The following is a 20,230-nucleotide window of genomic DNA, read 5'->3' on the forward strand; positions in this document are numbered from 1 at the left end:
GGTCACACGGGTCGTGAGCGCCCCTCCCAGTACGGGGCCCTGAGGCGTCGCTTGTAGAGCTTGCCGTTGGGGTCGCGGGGCATCTCGGTGATGAAGTCGACGCTCTTGGGGCGTTTGTAGCCCGCCAGTCGTTCGGCGCAGTGGGCGAGGACGTCGGCGGCCAGGTCCGGTCCCGGTGCGTGGCCCGGGGCCGGTTCCACCACGGCCTTGACCTCCTCGCCCCAGTCGTCGTGCGGGATGCCGAAGGCGGCGGCATCGGCGACGGCGGGGTGTTGCAGCAGGACGGACTCGATCTCGGCGGGGTAGATGTTGACCCCGCCCGAGATGATCATGTCGATCTTGCGGTCGCGGAGGAAGAGATAGCCGTCCTCGTCGAGGAGACCGAGGTCGCCGACGGTGAAGAAGTCGCCGATGCGGTTCTTCCTCGTCTTGGCCTCGTCCTTGTGGTAGGCGAAGCCGCCGGTGTTCATCTTCAGGTACACCGTGCCGAGTTCACCGGGCGGCAGCCTGTTGCCGTCGTCGTCGAAGATCGCGAGTTCGCTGATGGGCCAGGCCTTGCCGACCGTGCCGGGCTTCTTCAGCCAGTCCTCGGCGGTCGCGAAGGCTCCGCCGCCCTCGCTGGCCGCGTAGTACTCCTCCACACAGGGCCCCCACCAGTCGAGCATCGCCCGTTTGACATGGTCCGGGCAGGGGGCGGCGCCGTGGATGGCGTGCCGCATGGACGAGACGTCGTAGCGCGCCCGGACGTCCTCGGGCAGGGCCAGCAGCCGGTGGAACTGGGTCGGGACCATGTGGGTGTGGGTGCACCGGTGTGCGTCGATCAGCCGCAGCATCTCCTCGGGCGTCCACTTGTCCATCAGGACCAGCGGGTGGCCGATGTGCAGGGACGCGGCCGCGAACTGCAGGACGGCGGTGTGGTAGAGCGGCGAGCAGACGAGGTGGACGTTGTCGCCGAAGGGCTGGATGCCGAAGATGCCGAGGAATCCGCCGAGGTAGGCCTCCTCGGGCAGCTTGCCGGGCAGTGGGCGGCGGATGCCGCGCGGGCGGCCCGTGGTGCCCGAGGTGTAGTTCATGACCCAGCCGAGCTCACGGTCCGTGGGCGCCGACTCCGGTTGTCCGTCGAGGAGTTGGGCGTACGGCCGGAAGCCCTCGACCTCGCCGACGGCGTACCGGTGGCTCGCCGGGAGCCCGGCCTCATCGGCGGCCTGACGCGCGCAGTCCCCGAACCGCTCATGGGCGACCAGGACCTTGGCGCCGGAGTCGGCGACGATCCAGGCGATCTCGGGGGCCACGAAGTGGTGGTTGATCGGGACCAGGTAGAAGCCGGCCTGGCTGGCGGCGAGGTGCGCGGTGAAGAACTCGGCGCCGTTGGGCAGCACGACCGCGAAGGCGTCGCCGCGTTCCAGTCCGGCGGCCCGCAGGCCGTGCACGAGCTGGTTGGCGGCGGCGTGGAGGCGGCCCGCGGTCCAGGGCGAGCCGTCGGGGGCGATGAGGACCGTGCGGGAGGGGTCCTGTGCGGCCTGGACCCAGAAGCCCGCGGGAGGTGTGCTCGTCACTGGCCGCTCCTTCCGGCGATGCGGTTGACGCGATCGACGGCTTTCTCGAAGCCGCGGGTGAGGTCGTCGAAGACGGCCTGGACACTGCGTTCGCTGGTCATCCGGCCGACGATCTGGCCGACGGGTGTTCCGAGCAGGGGCTCGACCTCGTACTTCTGGATGCGGGAGACGGCGTCGGCGACCAGCAGGCCCTGCAGGGGCATGGGCAGGGTGCCGGGTCCGTCGGCGGAGTCCCAGGCGTCGGTCCATTCGGTACGGAGCTGGCGTGCGGGCTTGCCGGTCAGTGCGCGGGAGCGGACGGTGTCGCCGGAGCCGGCGGCGAGGAGCTTCTGGATCAGCCTGGGCGAGGGCAGTTCGGCCTCTGTGGTGGTCAGCCATATGGAGCCCAGCCACACACCCTGAGCGCCGAGTGCCAGCGCGGCCGCCACCTGCTGGCCACTGCCGATACCGCCCGCGGCCAGGACGGGCAGCGGGTCCACGGCGTCGACGACCTCGGGCGTGAGGACCATGGAGGCGATGTCCCCGGTGTGGCCGCCGGCCTCGTACCCCTGGGCGACCACGATGTCGATGCCGCCCTCCTTGTGCTTGATGGCGTGCCGGGCGCTGCCCGCGAGAGCCGCGACCAGGACGTTCTGCTCGTGCGCCCGGGCCACCACGTCGGCGGGCGGGGAGCCCAGTGCATTGGCGAGCAGCCGGATCGGGTAGTCGAAGGCGACGTCCAGCTGGTTGCGGGCGACCTGTTCCATCCAGCCCGTGATGCGCCACCCGGACGCCTCGCCCTCGGCGAGTTCGGGCACCCCGTACTTGGCGAGGGTGTCCCTGACGAACTGCCGGTGCCCTTCGGGGATCATCGCCTCGACGTCCGCCTCGGTCACGCCCTCGACCTTCTTGGCGGGCATCACGACATCCAGGCCGTACGGCTTGCCGTCGACGTGGGCCTCGATCCAGTCGAGGTCGCGTTTGAGTTCGTCGGGTGCCGTGTAGCGGACCGCGCCGAGCACTCCGAAGCCGCCGGCCCGGCTGATGGCCGCGGCGACGGCGGGGAACGGCGTGAAGCCGAAGACGGCGTGCTCGACTCCCAGTTTCTTGCTCAGCTCCGTCTGCATGGCCGCAGGATGCCGCAGACCTCCGGACGACGGAAGAGGTTTTCTGATGCTCCGTCAGATTCAGGCCCGGAACGCGGCCGGATTCAGGTCGGGACCGCGGTGCCGTCGGCGACCGGATTCAGCGCGGGACGCGGTGCCGTCGGCGACCGGATTCAGCGCGGGTCGCGGTGCCGTCGGCGGCAGCCGGTTAGAGTTCCACGATGACCGATGAGGTGACCACCGGAGTGACCCGCCGTCAGCTGGCCCGAAGAACCCTCGCCCTGGGCGGCGCACTCGCCGTCGCCCCCTTCCCCGCAGGCCCCGCCGAAGCGGCGGCCACCAGGCACCACCCGACCCTCCGCCACGGCACCGCCGAACGCGCCGGGCTCCTCCCGGCCCACCTGCGCCGACTCGTCACCGACGCCGAGACCTTCCTCGGCCCCTCCCCCGGGCACCCCTGGTACGCGGGCGCCGTCCTGCTCGCCGGGCGCGGCGCCACGGTGGCCCTGCACCGGCCGATCGGCATGGCGGTGCGCTACCGGTCGTACGACGAGAAGACCGACACCGGCGTCGAGTTCCCGGCCGACCAGCAGATCCCGATGGCCGAGGACACCGTCTTCGACCTCGCCTCGGTGTCGAAGCTGTTCACCTCGCTGCTCGCCGTGCAGCAGATCGAGCGGGGCGCACTGGAGCTGGAGGGCAGGGTCGCCACGTACCTCCCCGAGTTCGGGGCGGCGGGCAAACAGGACGTCACCGTCCGCCAACTCCTCACCCACACCTCGGGGTTCAGGTCCTGGATCCCGCTGTACAACGCCCCGACGTACGAGGAGAAGCTCCGGCTCATCTGGAACCAGGCGCCCCTCAACCCGCCCGGCTCGACCTACCTCTACTCGGACCTCAACCTCATCTCGCTCCAGCTGGTCCTGGAGCGGGTCACGGGCCGCGCGCTGGACGTCCTGCTGCGCGAGGAGATCACCGGACCGCTCGGTCTGCGCAGCACCCGCTACAACCCGCCCGCCTCCTGGAAGCCGAGGACCGCCGCCGCCGAGGACGCCCGCAAGCCCTGGTCAGGACTGGACCGGGGGCTGGTGTGGGGCGAGGTGCACGACGAGAACGCCTTCGCTCTGGGCGGGGTCGCCGGTCACGCGGGCGTGTTCTCCAGCGCGTGGGACCTGGCCGTCCTCGGGCGGACCCTGCTCAACGGCGGGGCGTACGGCAGGGCCCGCATCCTGCGCCCGGAGTCGGTGGAGCTGATGTTCACCGACTTCAACACCGCCTTCCCCGGCGACGAGCACGGCCTCGGCTTCGAGCTCTACCAGCACTGGTACATGGGGGCGATGGCCACTCCGCGCACCGCGGGCCACACCGGCTTCACCGGCACCTCGCTGGTCCTCGACCCGACGACCGACTCCTTCCTGATCGTGCTGGGCAACTCGGTCCACCCGGTGCGCACTTGGCGCTCCGGGTCGGCTCCCCGGGTGGCCGCCGGGAACAACATGGCCCGCGCGGTGGCGGTCCGCCCGGCCCGTGGCCGCAGGGCGTGGTTCTCGGGGATGGCGAGCGCCACGGACGCCACCCTCACGCTGCCCGCGCTGGACACGTCGTCGGGTGACGCGCGGCTGCGGTGTGCGCTGTGGTGGGACATCGAGCCCGCGGACGTCCTGACCCTGGAGGCCACGACGGACGGCGGTCGGAGTTGGCGGCCGGTGCCGTTCGGCACGGAGCGCGACGGCGCGCAGGAGCACCTCGCCGGTACGGTCACCGGGTGGTCGGGACGCGTCTGGCACCGGCTCACGGCCGCCCTTCCGGCGGCTCGAAGCCTGGCCCTGCGCTGGCGGTACTCCACCGACCGGCTGTACGTCGGCCGGGGAGCCTACGTCGACGGGCTGTGCGTCGGGGCGGGCGACCGCGTCCTCTTCGACGCGTCACGTCCGGCGGACGCGGCGCGGATCGAGGCGGCCGGCTGGACGGCGTCCGGTGACTGACGGTTCAGCCGGGGACGTCCAGCCGCTGGGTGCCGACCACCGACAGCAGCCGTAGCGCCTCTTCGGACGGCGAGCCGGGGGCGGCCGGCTACAGGGCCTCGTACGTCACCGGAGTGGTGCTCCGGGTCGACGGCGGCAGCCGGGCACGGGCACGCGGACGGGGCGCGGCATCGGGCCCGACGGCGGACGCGCGTGGCAGGGCCCCACGCGGGCCTCGGGTCAGGGGCATCCGGGCCGGCACTCCTCGACCAGGCATGAGGCGGCCGCACACACGCAGGCCCGGCGGCCGACCCGTCGAGGACCCGTGCGGCCGGCACTACCTCGTCGGCAGCGGTCCCGCCGGCGACCGAGCAGGATGCGCGGCGCCGGGCCGGCGACCCGTCGGGCACCCGGCCCCTCGCCTCCGTCAGGCCTGCGGGCGGGCGCACGCCGGTCGGCCGTCTCAGCCGCCGAGTTCCTCCAGGACCGCCATCGCCGCGTTGTGGCCCGGCACTCCGCTCACCCCGCCGCCGCGTACCGCGCCCGCGCCGCACAGGAGCACGTTCGGGTGCCGGGTCTCCACGCCCCAGCGGCCGGTGCCCTCCTCGGCGTACGGCCAGGACAGTTCGCGGTGGAAGATGTTGCCGCCGGGCAGCCGCAGGTCGCGCTCCAGGTCGAGCGGGGTCTTCGCCTCGATGCAGGGCCGGCCGTCCGCGTCCGTGGCCAGGCAGTCGGCCAGCGGCTCGGCGAGGTGGGCGTCGAGCTGGGCGAGGGTCGACTTGAGGAGTTCCTCGCGCACGGCGTCGTTGTCCCGGTCGAACAGCCGGGCCGGGGTGTGCAGCCCGAACAGGGTGAGGGTCTGGTAGCCCTGCTCGACGAGGTCCTGGCCGAGGATCGTCGGATCGGTCAGGGAGTGGCAGTAGATCTCGGAGGGCGGGGCGGCGGGGAGCCGGCCGGCGGCGGCCTCGGCGTGGGCGACGGCCAACTGCTGGTACCCCTCGGCGATGTGGAAGGTGCCCGCGAACGCCTCGCGCGGGTCCACCTCGCCGTCACGCAGCCGCGGCAGGCGCTTGAGGAGCATGTTGACCTTGAGCTGGGCCCCCTCGGCGGGTGTGGGCGGCCGGTCGCCGGTGAGCACGGCCAGCTCGTCCGGGGAGGCGTTGACCAGGACGTGCCGGGCCGCGACCGTGCCCTCTTCCCCGGCGGTGCGGTACGTGATCTCCGCCGAGCTCCCGTCCGTGGAGATCCCCACGACCTCGTGATCGGTGGCGAGGACCGCGCCGGCCTGTCGTGCCGCGGTGGCCAGGGCGTCGGTGAGGGCGCCCATGCCGCCGACGGGCACGTCCCAGGCCCCGGTCCCGCCCCCGATCACGTGGTAGAGGAAGCAACGGTTCTGCTTGAGGGAGGGGTCATGGGCGTCGGCGAAGGTGCCGATCAGCGCGTCGGTCAGGACCACGCCCCGGACCAGGTCATCGGTGAAACGGTCCTCCACGGCCACACCGATGGGCTCCTCGAACAGGACCCGCCACGCCTCCTCGTCGTCCACCCGCAGGCGCAGCTCGTCCCGGGTCGGCAGGGGCTCGGTGAGCGTGGGGAAGATCCTCTGCGCGACGCGGCCCGTCATGTCGTAGAACCGCTGCCAGGCCCGGTACTCGTCCTCGCCGCCGGTGAGCCGGGCGAAGGCCTCCCGGGTGCGGCGCTCGCCGCCGCCGACGAGCAGTCCGGTCGGCCTGCCGTCGCGTTCGACGGGGGTGTACGACGAGACATTGCGCGTCCGGACCCGGAAGTCGAGGCCGAGATCACGGACGATCTTCTTCGGCAGCAGGCTGACCAGGTACGAGTAGCGCGACAGCCGGGCGTCCACCCCCGCGAACGGCCGGGTGGAGACCGCTGCTCCCCCGGTGTTGCCGAGCCGCTCCAGGACCAGTACGGAGCGTCCGGCCCGGGCCAGATAGGCGGCGGCGACCAGTCCGTTGTGGCCTCCGCCGACGATGACGGCGTCGTAGCGGCGGTGGTGTCCCTCGTGTGCAGGCATGGTTCTTCGTAACACGTGGTGATCTAGGTCGGCCAGAGGGGGGAGGCACCCGGCCCACCGCTCCGGTCCGGGCCGGTGGGGTCCTGGATCACTGCGCTCCCGACGCCCGCCGCTGCCGCAGCACCGCGACCTGGCGGTAGAGCTCGACCGCCTCCGCGCCCCGGCCGAGCTGTTCCAGGCAGTGGGCCTCGTCGTTGCGGCTGGCGAGGGTGTCGGGGTGGTCGGCGCCGAGGACTCTCTCCCGGGCGCCGGCCACGGTGCGGTACTCGGTGAGGGCGTCCGTCCAGCGGCCGAGCCAGCCGAGGCCCACGGCGACCTCACGGCGGCTGACCAGGGTGTCCGGGTGGTCGGGGCCGAGGACCCGTTCGCGGATCGCGCACACGTCACGGGACTCGGCGAGGGCCTCCTCCCAGCGGCCGAGGCGTCCGAGGTTGACCCCCAGACCGTGGCGGGCGCGCAGGGTCTCGGGGTGGGCCGGGCCGTGGACGCGGGTGCGGTCCTCGATCAGGTCGCGGTACAGCTGGAGGGCGTCCGCGCTGCGGCCGAGGCGGCCGAGGCTGATGCCCACCTCGTAGCGGGCGGCGAGGGTGTCGGGATGGTCGGGGCCGAGGGCGCGGGCGCGGGCCTCGGCGACCTCGTGGTAGGTCTGCAGGGCCTCCGCCCAGTGGCCCAGCTGGCCGAGCGCGTAGGCGACCTCGTAGCGGGTGACCAGGGTGTCGGGGTGATGGGGGCCCAGCACCCGGGCGCGCGCGGCGGCCACCTCGCAGGCCATGCGGTACGAGTCCTCCAGCCGGCCGAGCCTGCTGAGGTTGAAGGCGAGGTTGTGGCGGCAGCGCAGGGTGTCGGGGTGGTCCGGGCCCATCTCGCGCTCCCGGGCGGCGAGCACCGAGTTGTACACCTGGTGGGCGTCGAAGTGACGGCCCAACTGGCCGAGCACGTACGCCATTTCCTGGCGGGCGGCGAGGGTGTCGGGGTGGTCCGGGCCCAGCGCGCGGGTCCTGCTCGCGGCCACGTGCTTGTACTCGCGCAGGGCGTCGGCGGCACGGCCCGTGCGGCTGAGGGTGAAGGCGACCTCGTAGAGGCTGGCGAGGGTGTCGGGGTGGTCGGGGCCGAGCAGGTGCTCGCGTTCGGCGGCGACCGCCCGGTGCACCTCGCCGGCCTCGGGCCAGCGGCCGAGGCGTCCGAGGCTGAGCCCCGCGTTGTGCCGTCCGGCGAGTGCCGAGAGGGCCTGCGCGGAGGGCAGGGACGGCTGCTCCGGGACGGGTTCCTCGACTCTGCCGGTGGCGGGGCGGGCGATCCACTCGCCGGTGAGCCCGGCCCCGGCGTCGGGGGGTGTCGTGACCAGGCCCGCGCCGGTGGCCTTGTGGCCGGTCGTCATGCCCCGGGTCCAGGAGGGCAGCCGGGTCTCACGCGGACGGGCGGACCCGGGCGGCTCCGGCGGCGGGAAGTCGGGGCGCGGGGTCACCACGGTGGGCACGTACGCCGGTGTGGTGCGGCCCAAGGTGATCCGGCGGCCCAGCTCACGTGCGTCGCGCGGGCGTTCTTCGGGCCGTTTGGCCAGCAGGTCGAGGATGACCCGGTCGAGGTACTCGGGGAGCTCGGCGCGGTGGTTGCGCGGCGGCCGGGGCGGGGTGTCGCGGTGGCCGACGAGGATCGCCCACGCGTCCTCCAGGTCGAACGGCGGTGCCCCGGTGGCGATCTCGTACAGCACACAGCCCAGGGAGTACAGGTCGCTGCGCTGGTCGACCTCGGAACCCCCTATCTGCTCCGGCGACATGTAGTGCGGGGTGCCCATCGCGATGCCGGTGCCGGTCAGCCGGGAGGTGAAGTCGACGTCGTGGCCGAGGCGGGCGATGCCGAAGTCGCAGATCTTCACGGTGCCGTCGGTGAGACGGACGATGTTCGCCGGTTTCAGGTCCCGGTGCACGATGCCCTGCTGGTGGGTGTAGGCGAGGGCGGCGGCGACCTGGTCGGCGATCTCGACGACGTCGGCGACCGGGAGCGGGTGCTGTTTGTTGTCCTCCAGGAGCTGGCTGAGGTTGCGGCCCTCCAGGAGCTCCATCACCAGGTAGAGGACGCCGTCCGACTCGCCGAAGTCGTGGACGACGGTCACCCCGCGATGGCTCAGCGCGGCGGCCACCCGGGCCTCCCGCCGGAACCGCTCTCTGAGGACCCGGGTGAAGGACTGGTCGTGCTGTCCGCCCAGCGGCTTGAGGCACTTCACGGCGACATGGCGGCCCAGCGACTCGTCGCGTGCCCGCCACACCTCGCCCATGCCCCCGCGCCCGATCAGGTCGAGCAGCCGGTACCGCCCCTGGATGAGCCTGCTGTCCCCCATCTCCTGCGACCGCCCCCGTCGAACTCGCCCCGCCTCCCCTGGCCTGCCCAGTATGGCGACCTATCGTCCGAGTTTGTACGGGGCGGGCCGGGTCCCCGGGCCGAGCCGTGCCATGGCGCGGAGGATGTGTTTGGGCGGGAGTTGCCAGCGCAGACGTGCGGGAACACAGCGCAGCAGGGTGCCGGTGGCGCGCAACTGACGGGTGACGGTGGTGGGTTCGGGGGCTTTCCTGCCGTACAGCTCGTGGGCGTACGGCGGCAGGGCGGCGTACGCCAGCTGCGCCACGCGCCGCCACAGCACCTCACGCGCCGGGACCAGGAGGGGGTGCGTCGGCGGGCGGAGCAGGAAGTCGTCCACGGCGCGGGCCTCGGGCGTAGCGGCGAGCTCGGGGAGCACCTTCTCGAAGTAGGCGGCCATCTCCGCCTGGTTCGCGGGTACGGCCTCGGGCTCGAGGCCCACCAGGCGGGCGCTGACACGGTGTTCGGCGATGTAGCGGTCGGCCTGCTCGTCGGTGAGGCGGAAGCCGGAGCGGCGGGCGACGTGGAGGTAGGAGTCGATCTCGGCGCAGTGCACCCAGAGCAGCAGGTCGGGTTCGTCGACGCCGTAGCGTTCGCCGGTGTCCGGGTCGGTCGCCCCGAGCTTGCTGTGGATCTTCCGGACCCGGGCGCCGGCCTTCTCGGCAGCCTCGGTGGTGCCGTAGGTCGTGGTGGCGACGAAGTTGGCGATGCGCATCAGCCGGCCCCAGGCGTCGCGCCGGAAGTCGGAGTTCTGCATGACACCGCGCACGGCTCGCGGGTGCAGGGCCTGGAGGTAGAGCGCTCGGATGCCGGCGACCCACATCATCGGGTCGCCGTGCACCTGCCAGGTCACCGAGTCCGGAGTGAAAAGCCCCGGATCGCCCGTCACGGGGCGCGCCGTGTCCGCCATACGCGCAGTGTGACCAGGAACGCCAGGTGGCACAAGACACCACTCATGAGCTGCAGCGATGCCAAGTGCCCGCGGCGGTCGGGGGCTCGCGCGGGATCAGCGGGCTCCCTGCCCCGGGTCGGCTGCGGGCAGGACCAGGCGGAAGGTGCAGCCGCGGCCGGGGGCCGTGTCGAGTTCGAGGCGGCCGCCATGGCCCTCGGCGATGGTCGCGGCGATGGCGAGGCCGAGGCCGCTGCCACCGTGGCGGCGGGAACGCGCCGGATCGGCGCGGTAGAAGCGCTCGAAGACGAGCTCGGCGTCGACGGGTGGGAGGCCCGGTCCTTCGTCCGCCACCTCGATCACGCTGATCGGCAGGCGCTCCGCCAGGGGCGGTGAAGCGGCGAAGCGTCCGGGTCGGTCCGTGCCTCCGGTGCCGGGACCCGCCTCGCCGGTGCCGACACGGACGTGGACGCGGGTGCCCTGCGGGGTGTGGGTCCGGGCGTTGGAGAGCAGGTTCTCCAGGATCTGCCGCAATCGGTGCGGGTCGCCGACGGTCTCCGCGACGTCGAGCTCCTCGGCCCCGGTGGGATCGGCCGGGGTGTGCAGCGGGCCGAGGTCAACGGGGTGGGACGCGCTGTGGACGGCGGTCGCGCTGACGGCGTCCGCCGCCAGGGACAGCAGGTCGACCCGTTCCCTGCGGTAGGAGGGTTCCTTGTCCAGGGTGGCGAGCAGCTGAAGGTCGTCGACGAGCAGGCTCATGCGTTCGGCGTTCTGCGCGATGACCCGGTTGGCCTCCTGCAGTTCCCGCGCCGAGCGCTGCTCCGGGCGCAGGGCGAGTTGGGCGTAGCCCTGGATGGCGGTGAGCGGGGTGCGCAGTTCGTGCCCGGCGTCGGCGACGAACCGACGCAGCCGTGCCTCGGAGGCCTCGCGGGCCAGCAGCGCCTTCTGGAGGCGGTCGAGCATGGAGTTCAGGACCCGGCCCAGCCGGCCGATCTCGGTGCGCGGATCGGTGTCGGGCAACCGCAGGCCGAGCCGGCCCCCGGTGATGTCCTGAGCGGTGCTTTCCATCCGGGTCAGCGGCATCAGGCCCAGCCGGACGACCCAGCGGCCCAGGGCGAGCAGCGCGAGGACCGTGACGGCGAGAAGGACCGCGTTCAGCCAGAGGATCTTCGACGTGGCGCCGTCGACGGTGTCCAGCGGCAGGGCGACCACCGCGCTCATCCCGTCCGGGCCGGGGTCGAGCATCACTCTCCAGCGTCCGTCACCGCTCGTGGCACGCACCGTTTCCGGATGCCCGTCCCTCAGACCGAGGTCCTGCGCGTCATCGGCCAGCTGAGGTCCGGGCTTCGCCTCGGAGCCGAGGGCGTCCTTCAGAAGTCGCCCGGAGGCGTCGTAGAAGTAGACGTGGAAATCCGAGGGCAGCATGTCCGGGCGGCCCTCCGGCACCGGGAGTGTGCCGTCGAGGGCGTCGTGGAAGACCGGTGCCGGCGGGTGGAACGCTACGAGCTGCTCGTCGACCCGGTCGAGCAGCCAGGACCGAAGCACCACGTAGCCGATGGCCTGGGAGGCCAGCACCGCCGCGGTGGCGAGCACGGTGACGCCCAGGACGAGGCGCCTTCTCAGTGATCCGGGCGGCCGGGGCAGAAGGTGGGTCACTGCTCCGGCGTCCCTGCGTGGTCGCGGGGAAAGCGCAGGCTGTAGCCCACCCCGCGCACGGTCTGGATGAGCGGTGGATCGAAGCAGTCGATCTTCCTGCGCAGGTAGCGGACGTACGTCTCGATGATCCGCGCGTCACCGGCGAAGTCGTAGCTCCAGACGTGGTCGAGGATCTGGGCCTTGGTCACCACCTGGCCCGCGTTCGCCAGAAGGTAGGCCAGGAGCTTGAACTCCGTCGGTGACAGAGCGATGTACTGCCCCGCGCGGTGCACCTCGTGGGCGCCCTCGTCGAGTTCCAGGTCGGCGTAGCACAGGACGCTCAGGGAGATCTGCGCCGCGACGGCCGGTGCCGTCCGGCGCAGGATGGCCTCGATGCGCAGGAGCACCTCCTCGATGCTGAAGGGTTTGGAGACGTAGTCGTCCCCGCCGGCACTCAGGCCGCTGATGCGGTCGTCGGTGCCGGTGCGGGCGGTCAGGAACAGGATCGGACAGTCGTTGCCCGCCGCCCGCAGCCTGCGGGTCACCTCGAAGCCGTCCAGGTCGGGCAGCATCACGTCGAGCAGCACCAGGTGCGGATCCAGGCGTTCGACCTCCAGAAGGGCCGACTGCCCGGTGTCGGTGCTGCTCACCTCGTATCCGGTCAGCCGGAGCGTCGCCTCCAGCAGGGTGCGGATGCTCGGCTCGTCCTCGACCACGAGGAGCCGATGTCGCGACCCCACTGCTGTGGGCTGCCCGGTCATGACGTCTGTCGGTCCGTTCTGCCGTCCGGCGGCGGTCGCCTACTTGGCGGCGCAGTCGTAGAGCACGGTGCCGCCTCCCATGGGTCCGCTCGCACCGCCGCCGTCCGCCTGGGACGACGTGCCGCCGTACGCCGAGGCCGCAACCTTCGTGCAGTTGTCGGCGATCCAGTCGGAGCGCTGCTGGGCGTATCCGCCGGACATCATCGGCCGGCCACCGCCGTCGGTGTCGGAGCCCAGGACGTAGCGTAGTTCGCCGTTCTTGGTCCACTCCTTCAGCTGGGCGACCGACGGCGCGTTGTCGCTGTTCGTGAAGCCGCCCATGCCGATGACGGTCTCGTCGGTCCCCAGGATGAAGGCGCTGGCGGACAGGGCGCCGCCCTCGACGGCGAGCTTGATACGGGCGTCCGGTGCCTGCTGGACGACGTACTTGAGGATCTTGCGCTGGTCGGCGGTGAGTTCCCCGCTGCCGAAACCGCCGCGCCCGCCAGGGGCACCCCCGGAGCCGGCCCCGGGCATGCCGTTCGCTCCGCCCGTGGGCATGCCCGACGGCATGCCCGACGGCATTCCGGAGGGCATTTCGCCGGACGAGGGCTCACCGGACCGGCCCGAGGAACCGCCGGGGAGGCCAGGCATGTTCGTCGGCATCCCCGACGGCATGCCCGACGGAAGGCCTCCGCCGTTCCCGGTCGGCCGGGGCATGCCGCCGCCTCCGCCGCCGAGGCCGAGCGTCTGCGGACCGGCCGTGGGGTTGGAGCCGCCCATGCCGGTGGAACCGGGCACGCTCAGCGCCCAGGCTCCCGGGGCCACCAGGACCGACGCCACGGCCGCGCCCACGGCGACCGTCAGCAACCGGCGCTGCCGCCGGGAGAGGACCAGCAGGGCGACGGCGGCGCAGCCCACGAGCAGCACCGGCCACACCAGCCAGCCGTTCCAGTCGGGTGCACGGCGGATCAGCACCACCGCCCAGATCACGCTCACCGCCACCCCGGCCGCGCCGACCAAGGGTGCCCAGCGCAGGCCCGCACGGTGCACGCGCAGCAGCCCTGCCGTCAGCCCGCCGCACAAAGCACCGATCGCGGGCGCCAGTTGGGTGGTGTAGTAGGGATGGAAGATGCCCTTCTGCGTCGAGTACACGGTGGCGCAGACCACCAGCCAGGTTCCCCACAGCAGCCAGCCGGAGGCCGGCAGCAGGGCGGAGGCGGGCAGCTTCCCGCGCCGGTGCAGGACCGCCACGGCGACGGCTACGGCCATCGCCACGGCGCACAGGGGCAGCAGCCAGCTGATCTGACCCCCCACCTGGGTGTCGAACATCCGGGTCGGACCGTACTCGCCACCGAACCCGCCGGCGAATCCGCCGCCCATGCCCTGGGGAGCTCCGTCGCTGGAGCCGAAGACGCGCCCCAGCCCGTTGTAGCCGATCACGAGGTCCCAGGCCGAGCCGTCCTTGCTGCCACCGATGTAAGGGCGGTCGCCGGGCCACAGGGCGACCAGGGCGACCCACCACAGGGAGGACGCCGCCAGGATGGCTCCCGCGCCCAGCAGACGCCGCACTCGCGGTATCCAGGGGCCGCTTCCTCCCACGAGCCAGGCGAGGGCGAACGCGGGGACGACCATCCAGGCGGCGAGCATTTTGGTGAGGAATCCGCACCCGATCAGGAAGCCGCTCGCGCACAGCCACCAGGTCGCGGCCCTGCCCTCGGCCTGCAGGGCGCGGGTGAGCGCGTACGCCGCCGACACCAGCAGCAGCACCAACAGTGTGTCGGGGTTGTTGTCCCGGTTGATGGCCACCGTGATGGGGGTGAGCGTCAGCACCAGGGCCGCGACCAGGCCCGCCCCCTCCCCCGCCCAACGGCGCACGGTGCGGTGCAGGACGAGGACCGCGGCCACGCCCTCGATCACCTGCGGCAGGAGCAGCGCCCAGCCGTGCATCCCGAAGATCTTGCTGCTGATCACCTGCGGCCACAGGGCGGCCGGCGGCTTGTCGACCGTGACCACGCCCGCCGGATCGAAGGAACCGAACAGGAAGTAGGTCCAGTTCGTCCCCATCGATTTCACAGCCGCCGAGTAGTAGCTGTTGCCCCAGCCCAGGGAGCCCAGTGCCCATCCGTACAGGACGGCCGCGAGGGCCATGACGGCGCCGAGTGCCGCGGGGGCGGCCCAGGCGGGCAGCGAGCGGACGGACGCACTCGTCCCGTCGGGTGCCGGGGTCGCCGACACGGGCTTGAGGTGCGCGGAGTTGCTCATGTCGGGATTCGCTCTCATCGACGGGTACGGCCACGGGGGCCGGCGAAGACGGCCAGCCGCAGCACGGCGAAGCGCACGCAGGTGACCGCGACGGACGCGGTGGCAAGGACCGCGGTCTCCGCGGCCGGTGAGGCACTGGGATCGAGCCACTTGAACCACAGCACCGCTCCGGAGGTGACCAGGTAGCCGAGGACGAACAGGCCCCCGGCTCCGAGGTGGGCACGGGCGGGCGCGGTGGTCGAGTGCCGGAAGGTGAGGCGCCGGTTCGCCTCGGTGTTGAGGACGGTCAGGACGAGCAGCGAGACGAGGTTGGCGACGGCCGGGCTCCACCAACCGCGCAGCAGCCAGTACAGCAGCGCCTGCCCGAGCGTGGAGACGACGCCGATCGCGACGAAGCAGCCGACCTCCCACGACAGCACACCGCGCCGCGTGACGGGGGCGAGGACGGCGTCGGGGTGCTCGGCGGCCGGTCCGGGGCGCGGCGGCACCTCGACCCGGGCGTCGCCGGAGGCCTTGAGACGCGCCATGCGCCACAGGCCCCGCAGATCGTCCTTGGCGGTGCCGACCACGTCCACCCGGGTGTCGACGTCCTCGACCCAGTCGACCGGCACCTCGTGGACGCGCAGGCCGTTGTGCTCGGCGAGCAGGAGCAGTTCGGTGTCGAAGAACCACGCGTCGTCGCGGGTCACCTGCAGCAGCGGCCGGAGCACCTCGGTGCGGGCCGCCTTGAACCCGCACTGGGCGTCGGTGAAGCGGACGCCATGGGTGAGCCGGATGATGCCGTTGTAGCAACGGGAGATGAACTCGCGGCGCGGCCCGCGCACCGTACGCGCGCCGGGAGCCAGCCGGGAGCCGATCGCGAGGTCCGAGTGCCCGCTGGCCAGGGGCGCGACCAGCGGGAGCAGCCCGTCGAGGCCGGTGGACAGATCCACGTCCATGTAGGCCACGATGTCCGCGTCGCTGGCGCCCCAGACGGTGCGCAGGGCCAGCCCACGACCCTTGCGGTCCAGGTGGACGACGCCCACCCCGGGCAGTTCGTCGGCGAGGCGGCGGGCGGTGGCGAAGGTCTGGTCGGTGCTGGCGTTGTCGGCGACCGTGATCCGCCAGGGGAACGGGAAACCTTCGGACAGACGCGCGTGGAGGGTGCGCAGGCACCCGGGCAGGGCGCGTTCCTCGTTGTGGACCGGCACGACGATGTCCACGGTCGCGGTACCGGCGTCCGGGAGAAGCGAACGGTCGACCGGCTGAAACGGGGCCGGCGGGTCCAGGCGGGCGGTGGGTTCGGTGAGGTGGGGGGTGGGAGTCATGGATTCCTCAGGCATGAGGGGACGGCAGACTGCGGCTCACAGGCCCTGGTCCAGGGCCGCGGCCTCACTGTTGCCGCCCCGCCTGTGGGGGTGGGGGGAGGACACCGAGAACTGACGGGGAGTCAGATCAATGGCCGAAACGGATCACCTGGCCAGGGAATCCCGGATCCCCACTCCACACGCCACGCCTTGGCGCCCTCGCCCCCCGCGGCCTAACGCCGTACCCGCGGCATGCCCAGGCCGATCCACGAGATGATCTCCCGCTGGATCTCGTTGTTGCCGCCGCCGAAGGTGAAGATCACCGCCGAGCGGTAGCCGCGTTCCAGTTCGCCGTGGAGGACGTCTCCCGCCGAGCCCTCCTTCAGCGCGCCGGCCGCCGCGACGATCTCCATGAGCCACGCGTAGGCGTCGCGGCGGGCCTCGGAGCCGTAGACCTTGACGGCGGAGGCGTCCTGCGGGGTGAGGGTGCCGTCCTGGACGGCGTTCACCATCCGCCAGTTGAGGAGTTTCAGCGCGTCGAGCCTGGTGTGGGTCTGGGCGAGGCGGCGGCGCACCCACGGCAGGTCGATCACGCGGCGGCCGTCGGCGAGCTTGGTCTCCATGGCCCAGCGCTGGACGTTCTGCAGGGCGCGGATCGCCATGGTGCCGTGGGCGGCCAGGGTGACGCGTTCGTGGTTGAGCTGATTGGTGATCAGCCGCCAGCCCTGGTTCTCCGCGCCGACCCGGTGCGAGACGGGGACGCGGACGTTCTCGTAGTAGCTGGCCGTTGTGTCGTGCGAGGCGAGGGTGTTGATGACGGTGCAGGAGTAGCCGGGGTCGGTGGTCGGCATCAGGAGCATGGTGATGCCCTTGTGCGGCGGGGCGTCCGGGTCGGTGCGCACCGCGAGCCAGACCCAGTCGGCGGTGTCGCCGTTGGTGGTCCAGATCTTGTGGCCGTTGACGACGTACTCGTCACCGTCCCGTACCGCGCGGGTCTTCAGGGAGGCGAGGTCGGTGCCCGCGTCGGGCTCGCTGTAGCCGATCGCGAAGTCGATCTCGCCGGAGAGGATGCGCGGCAGGAACCAGGACTTCTGCTCCTCGGTGCCGTACTGCATGATCGTCGGCCCGACGGTGTTGAGGGCCATGAGCGGCAGCGGTACGCCGGCCTGGGCGGCCTCGTCGAAGAAGATGAACTGCTCCATAGCCGTCAGACCGCGGCCGCCGTACTCCTCGGGCCAGCCCACGCCGAGCCAGCCGTCCGTGCCGAGGCGGCGGATGGTGTCGCGGTAGAAGCGCTTCTGGGCGTCCCGGTCGGTGAAGCGGGCGTGCGCGTTGTCCGGGACCAGGTCGGCGAAGTAGGTGCGCAGTTCGGTGCGCAGCCGCTGCTGCTCGGGGGTGTGGTCGAGATGCACGGCGCCTCCAGGCTCCCGGGACCGGTCCTGACGGCGCACACCGTAGAACGTGTTGCAGAAATTGGGAACGGCCGGGAAAGGTTCCGTCGGGCGCGGCAGAGGTCTTCCGGACGCGGGAGGAGGCCTCAGACGAGGGTGGCCATGAAGTCCGTGCACGCCTGGGCGCACTCGCGGCACGCCTTGGCGGCGGCCTCGGCGCCGGCGTGCCGGTCCATGACCTGAGCGCACTCCAGGCAGACCGAGCGGCACCATTCCAGCTGGACGCGGATGCCGGCCTCGTCGAGATGGTTCTCCTCGGACAGCACCCGGCAGGTCGCGTCGCACACCTCGGCGCACATGATGCCCTTGCGGCGCAGCAGCTCCTGCTCCTCCGTCCCGTCCGGATCGACCAGGCTCGCACGCAGCGCACTGGCCCGTGCGCACTCGGTGCAGGCCTGGGCACACGCGAACCGGTCCTCCAGGAACCGGAAGAGCTCCTGCTGAGAAGTCGTAGTCGTCACAAGGGGCGGGTAGCCGGGGTCCGGGCCCCCAAACCCGGGGTTCGCGGGGGTTTCGGTCGCTGCGGGGCGGGTCGGTTCGCTCGGGGGACCAGGGGTACTCGCGTGGCATGAACCAAGCCCTGAACACCGAATGGATGGACATGGCGGCGGGCCGGGGCGGCCTCGCGGCCGGAGTGATCGTCGCGGGTGTGGTGGTCGTGGCGGTGCTGATCGGCGCCTTCTGGCTGGGCTCCCGCGTCAGGCGGCGCGAGTCGCGTCCGCCCACGCCCGAAGAACAGCCGAAGATGCCCGAGGGCGGGCCGGTCCGTGAGGTCAGGGAGACCCGGGAGCCCAACGAGATGCCCAGGAGCGACACCCGCCTGACACCGCACGAACTGCACAACGAGGGCAGCAGCCCGACCCGGACGGGCCCGGCGGGAGAGCGGCCCCGCTGGGACGGGGGCGGCAGCGGCTCGTTCGGCAGCGGGGGGCCGGGAGGCAGCTGACACCCACGGCTCTCCGCGGGCCGTACCCCCGGGCCACCGTCTGGAGCGCCTCACCACCAGCCCATCGTGGGGAGCCTGCGATCGCTTGGAACTGCTGGAGGCGGGCGCCCGGTCTCTCACCGAGGCCGGGCGGCCGCCTCCAGCCGTGCGTGGACGAAGGTCTGCGGCCGGTTGCCGCGCGGCCGGCGCAGGGGGATGTCGGAGGTCAGATGAGGGTGCCCCTGATCTCCGGCCCGGCAGGACGCCCGGCGCCCTGCGCCCCGGGACCACCTCTCCCCGACAGGGCCAACTACTGTTCGGGCCCAGGACGTTGACCCGCCTCCGGTGCGACAGCAGAATGAGCCCACCCTTTGAGAGCGCTCTCAAGAATCCGGGCCCGCACCTCCCGAGGAGACCCATGACCGGCAGCCCCCGCCCGCCCCTCAGCCGCCGTACGCTCATCGGTACCGGCCTCGGAGTCGCGGCCCTCGCCGCGACCGGCACCGGCACGGCCCAGGCCGCCGGGGGCACGTCGGGGGCCCCGGCCCCCGGGGCGACGGCCGGAGGCCAGGCCACCCGGCGGGCGCAGGCCTTCCTCGCCGCCGCCATGGACGCCTACCCGGACCACGGCACGATCCGGCTCACCCAGAGCTACACGGACCAGGCGGGGCTGTTCAGCACGGCGTTCACCTACGACAACGCCCTGGCGGTCCTGGCCCATCTCGCGTGTCCCACTGGCGGTTCACGGGCCGCGGCCCTCGGGAACGCGCTGCTGTACGCCCAGACCCACGACCCCGCCTACGACGACGGCCGGCTGCGGCAGGCGTACAACGTCGGGCCGTACACCTTCTACGACGGCTCCCCGCAGCCGGACGGGTTCGTCAGGGCGGACGGAACCGCCAACGTCGGTACGCAGTTCGGCTTCACCGGGACCGCCGTGGGCGACATGGCGTGGGCCGGCATCGCGCTCTGCGCGCTCGCCCGGCGGACCGGTGAACGGCGCTTCCTCACCGGCGCGGTGCGCATCGGCGAGTGGATCGAGCGGGTCGGGCGGACCGACGAGCCGCTCGGCGGCTACAAGTTCGGCGTCAACGGGGCGAACGAGAGACTCCCGTTCACCTCGACCGAGCACAACACCGACCTGGTCGGCCTGTTCGGGCGGCTCGCCCGGCTGACCGGCGACGGGGTCTGGCGGGAGCGCCGCGCGCGGGCCCGGGCCTTCGTCGAGAAGATGTGGGAGCCGTCGGGAGGCTTCTTCTACACGGGCACCAACGACGGCGTGACGGTCAACAAGTCGCCGATCCCGGAGGACACCCAGACCTGGACCCACCTCGCCCTCGCCTCGAAGGTCCACTCCCGCTCCCTCGACTGGGCCGCGGCCGAGCTGGCCGTCCGGGACACGGCCGACCGCCCCAACAGCACGGTCCCGGCGGGTCAGTTCTACGAGGGCGTCACCTTCAGCTCCGCGAGCCTGCTGGCGAACGAGGGCGCCCCCATCGCCGACGGCCAGCCGAGGCCGGACCGCAACGGCATCTGGTTCGAGGGCACCGCCCACCTCGCGCTCGCGCTGCGCGACCGCGGACACGCCGGCGACGAGAGGCGTGCCCGCCGTCTGCTCGGCTCGATCGAGCGCGCCCAGGACCTTCTCGGCGGCGCCCAGACCGTCGGCGGAACGGCCCTGCCGGCCGGCTCCGGCGTCGTCTCGGCGAGCAGCCCGCTCGACACCGGTTTCGGCTTCGGCTACTACCCGTACCGGCACACGGGCGCCACCGCCTGGTACCTCCTGGCCGCCGCCCGCGCCAATCCGCTGCGGGCGTGAACCGGGCATCCTGCCACCGATAGCGGCCGGGTGCGCCGGGGGCCGGGCCACGCCCCTGATCGAGCGGGAGTGGCCCGGAACGCCCCGGCGGCCGCACCGGTCACCGACTCTCAGTGCTGCCGGAGCCGGTCGGCGGACCGCCCTCGCCCGCCCACGAACGGCTGCGCATCCTCGTGTCCCGGGCCGCCGAACCGGAACGCGGCGGCCCCCTCCCCCGCCGGCCGA

14 protein-coding genes are annotated in these 20,230 nt (G+C 72.6%); 3 read left to right on the plus strand and 11 right to left on the minus strand.

What is annotated here, in order from left to right:
- Positions 1 to 2: 2 nt before the first annotated feature.
- Complete coding sequence (locus tag IOD14_RS25480; protein WP_212671621.1) at positions 3 to 1,556, minus strand: acyl-CoA synthetase; 1,554 nt, start codon at positions 1,554 to 1,556, stop codon at positions 3 to 5.
- On the minus strand, positions 1,553 to 2,662 hold the full coding sequence (locus IOD14_RS25485) for a nitronate monooxygenase (RefSeq protein ID WP_212671622.1): 1,110 nt from the start codon (positions 2,660 to 2,662) through the stop codon (positions 1,553 to 1,555). Before IOD14_RS25485 ends, IOD14_RS25480 begins: the two co-directional genes overlap by 4 nt.
- Before the next feature lie 200 nt (positions 2,663 to 2,862).
- Between IOD14_RS25485 and IOD14_RS25490 the strand changes: the two genes are divergently transcribed.
- Positions 2,863 to 4,626 (plus strand): serine hydrolase domain-containing protein, encoded by a 1,764-nt coding sequence (locus tag IOD14_RS25490; RefSeq protein ID WP_212671623.1) that lies wholly within the window; start codon positions 2,863 to 2,865, stop codon positions 4,624 to 4,626.
- Positions 4,627 to 5,068: 442 nt separating this feature from the next.
- On the opposite strand, the gene IOD14_RS25495 is transcribed toward IOD14_RS25490, so the two are convergent.
- From IOD14_RS25495 to IOD14_RS25535, 9 genes are all read right to left on the minus strand, one after another.
- Positions 5,069 to 6,640, minus strand: coding sequence for an NAD(P)/FAD-dependent oxidoreductase (locus IOD14_RS25495; protein ID WP_123987141.1), 1,572 nt, complete (start codon positions 6,638 to 6,640; stop codon positions 5,069 to 5,071).
- Positions 6,641 to 6,728: 88 nt separating this feature from the next.
- On the minus strand, positions 6,729 to 8,978 hold the full coding sequence (locus IOD14_RS25500) for a serine/threonine-protein kinase (protein ID WP_123987142.1): 2,250 nt from the start codon (positions 8,976 to 8,978) through the stop codon (positions 6,729 to 6,731).
- A gap of 60 nt (positions 8,979 to 9,038) precedes the next feature.
- Positions 9,039 to 9,905, minus strand: coding sequence for an oxygenase MpaB family protein (locus IOD14_RS25505; RefSeq protein ID WP_212671624.1), 867 nt, complete (start codon positions 9,903 to 9,905; stop codon positions 9,039 to 9,041).
- Positions 9,906 to 10,001: 96 nt separating this feature from the next.
- Positions 10,002 to 11,540: a HAMP domain-containing sensor histidine kinase gene (locus IOD14_RS25510; protein ID WP_212671625.1), complete on the minus strand. Its 1,539-nt coding sequence runs from the start codon at positions 11,538 to 11,540 to the stop codon at positions 10,002 to 10,004.
- Positions 11,537 to 12,280 carry a response regulator transcription factor gene (locus IOD14_RS25515; RefSeq protein ID WP_123987145.1) on the minus strand — a complete coding sequence of 248 codons (744 nt, stop codon included), beginning with the start codon at positions 12,278 to 12,280 and terminating at the stop codon, positions 11,537 to 11,539. The genes IOD14_RS25510 and IOD14_RS25515 overlap by 4 nt, the downstream gene beginning before the upstream one ends.
- A gap of 39 nt (positions 12,281 to 12,319) precedes the next feature.
- Positions 12,320 to 14,524 (minus strand): glycosyltransferase family 39 protein, encoded by a 2,205-nt coding sequence (locus IOD14_RS25520; RefSeq protein ID WP_212671626.1) that lies wholly within the window; start codon positions 14,522 to 14,524, stop codon positions 12,320 to 12,322.
- Positions 14,525 to 14,538: 14 nt separating this feature from the next.
- Positions 14,539 to 15,831 (minus strand): bifunctional glycosyltransferase family 2/GtrA family protein, encoded by a 1,293-nt coding sequence (locus tag IOD14_RS25525; RefSeq protein WP_212671627.1) that lies wholly within the window; start codon positions 15,829 to 15,831, stop codon positions 14,539 to 14,541.
- 212 nt (positions 15,832 to 16,043) lie between these two features.
- Complete coding sequence (locus tag IOD14_RS25530) at positions 16,044 to 17,222, minus strand: acyl-CoA dehydrogenase family protein (RefSeq protein WP_123987148.1); 1,179 nt, start codon at positions 17,220 to 17,222, stop codon at positions 16,044 to 16,046.
- Between the two features lie 125 nt (positions 17,223 to 17,347).
- Positions 17,348 to 17,722 carry a ferredoxin gene (locus IOD14_RS25535; protein ID WP_123987149.1) on the minus strand — a complete coding sequence of 125 codons (375 nt, stop codon included), beginning with the start codon at positions 17,720 to 17,722 and terminating at the stop codon, positions 17,348 to 17,350.
- Between the two features lie 107 nt (positions 17,723 to 17,829).
- Here IOD14_RS25535 and IOD14_RS25540 point away from each other — a divergent pair, with 107 nt between their 5' ends.
- Complete coding sequence (locus IOD14_RS25540; protein WP_123987150.1) at positions 17,830 to 18,207, plus strand: DUF6479 family protein; 378 nt, start codon at positions 17,830 to 17,832, stop codon at positions 18,205 to 18,207.
- A gap of 397 nt (positions 18,208 to 18,604) precedes the next feature.
- Complete coding sequence (locus IOD14_RS25545) at positions 18,605 to 20,005, plus strand: Tat pathway signal sequence domain protein (protein ID WP_212671628.1); 1,401 nt, start codon at positions 18,605 to 18,607, stop codon at positions 20,003 to 20,005.
- Positions 20,006 to 20,230: the final 225 nt, after the last annotated feature.

Source organism: Streptomyces sp. A2-16, assembly GCF_018128905.1.
In the GTDB taxonomy this organism is placed as follows: Bacteria; Actinomycetota; Actinomycetes; order Streptomycetales; family Streptomycetaceae; genus Streptomyces.

Excerpts from the sequence above, each read along its gene's own strand:
- IOD14_RS25485 (WP_212671622.1), bottom strand. The coding sequence starts at position 2,662 with ATGCAGACGGAGCTGAGCAAGAAACTGGGAGTCGAGCACGCCGTCTTC.
- IOD14_RS25490 (WP_212671623.1), top strand. The coding sequence starts at position 2,863 with ATGACCGATGAGGTGACCACCGGAGTGACCCGCCGTCAGCTGGCCCGA.
- IOD14_RS25495 (WP_123987141.1), bottom strand. The coding sequence starts at position 6,640 with ATGCCTGCACACGAGGGACACCACCGCCGCTACGACGCCGTCATCGTC.
- IOD14_RS25500 (WP_123987142.1), bottom strand. The coding sequence starts at position 8,978 with ATGGGGGACAGCAGGCTCATCCAGGGGCGGTACCGGCTGCTCGACCTG.
- IOD14_RS25505 (WP_212671624.1), bottom strand. The coding sequence starts at position 9,905 with ATGGCGGACACGGCGCGCCCCGTGACGGGCGATCCGGGGCTTTTCACT.
- IOD14_RS25515 (WP_123987145.1), bottom strand. The coding sequence starts at position 12,280 with ATGACCGGGCAGCCCACAGCAGTGGGGTCGCGACATCGGCTCCTCGTG.
- IOD14_RS25520 (WP_212671626.1), bottom strand. The coding sequence starts at position 14,524 with ATGAGCAACTCCGCGCACCTCAAGCCCGTGTCGGCGACCCCGGCACCC.
- IOD14_RS25525 (WP_212671627.1), bottom strand. The coding sequence starts at position 15,831 with ATGACTCCCACCCCCCACCTCACCGAACCCACCGCCCGCCTGGACCCG.
- IOD14_RS25540 (WP_123987150.1), top strand. The coding sequence starts at position 17,830 with ATGAACCAAGCCCTGAACACCGAATGGATGGACATGGCGGCGGGCCGG.
- IOD14_RS25545 (WP_212671628.1), top strand. The coding sequence starts at position 18,605 with ATGACCGGCAGCCCCCGCCCGCCCCTCAGCCGCCGTACGCTCATCGGT.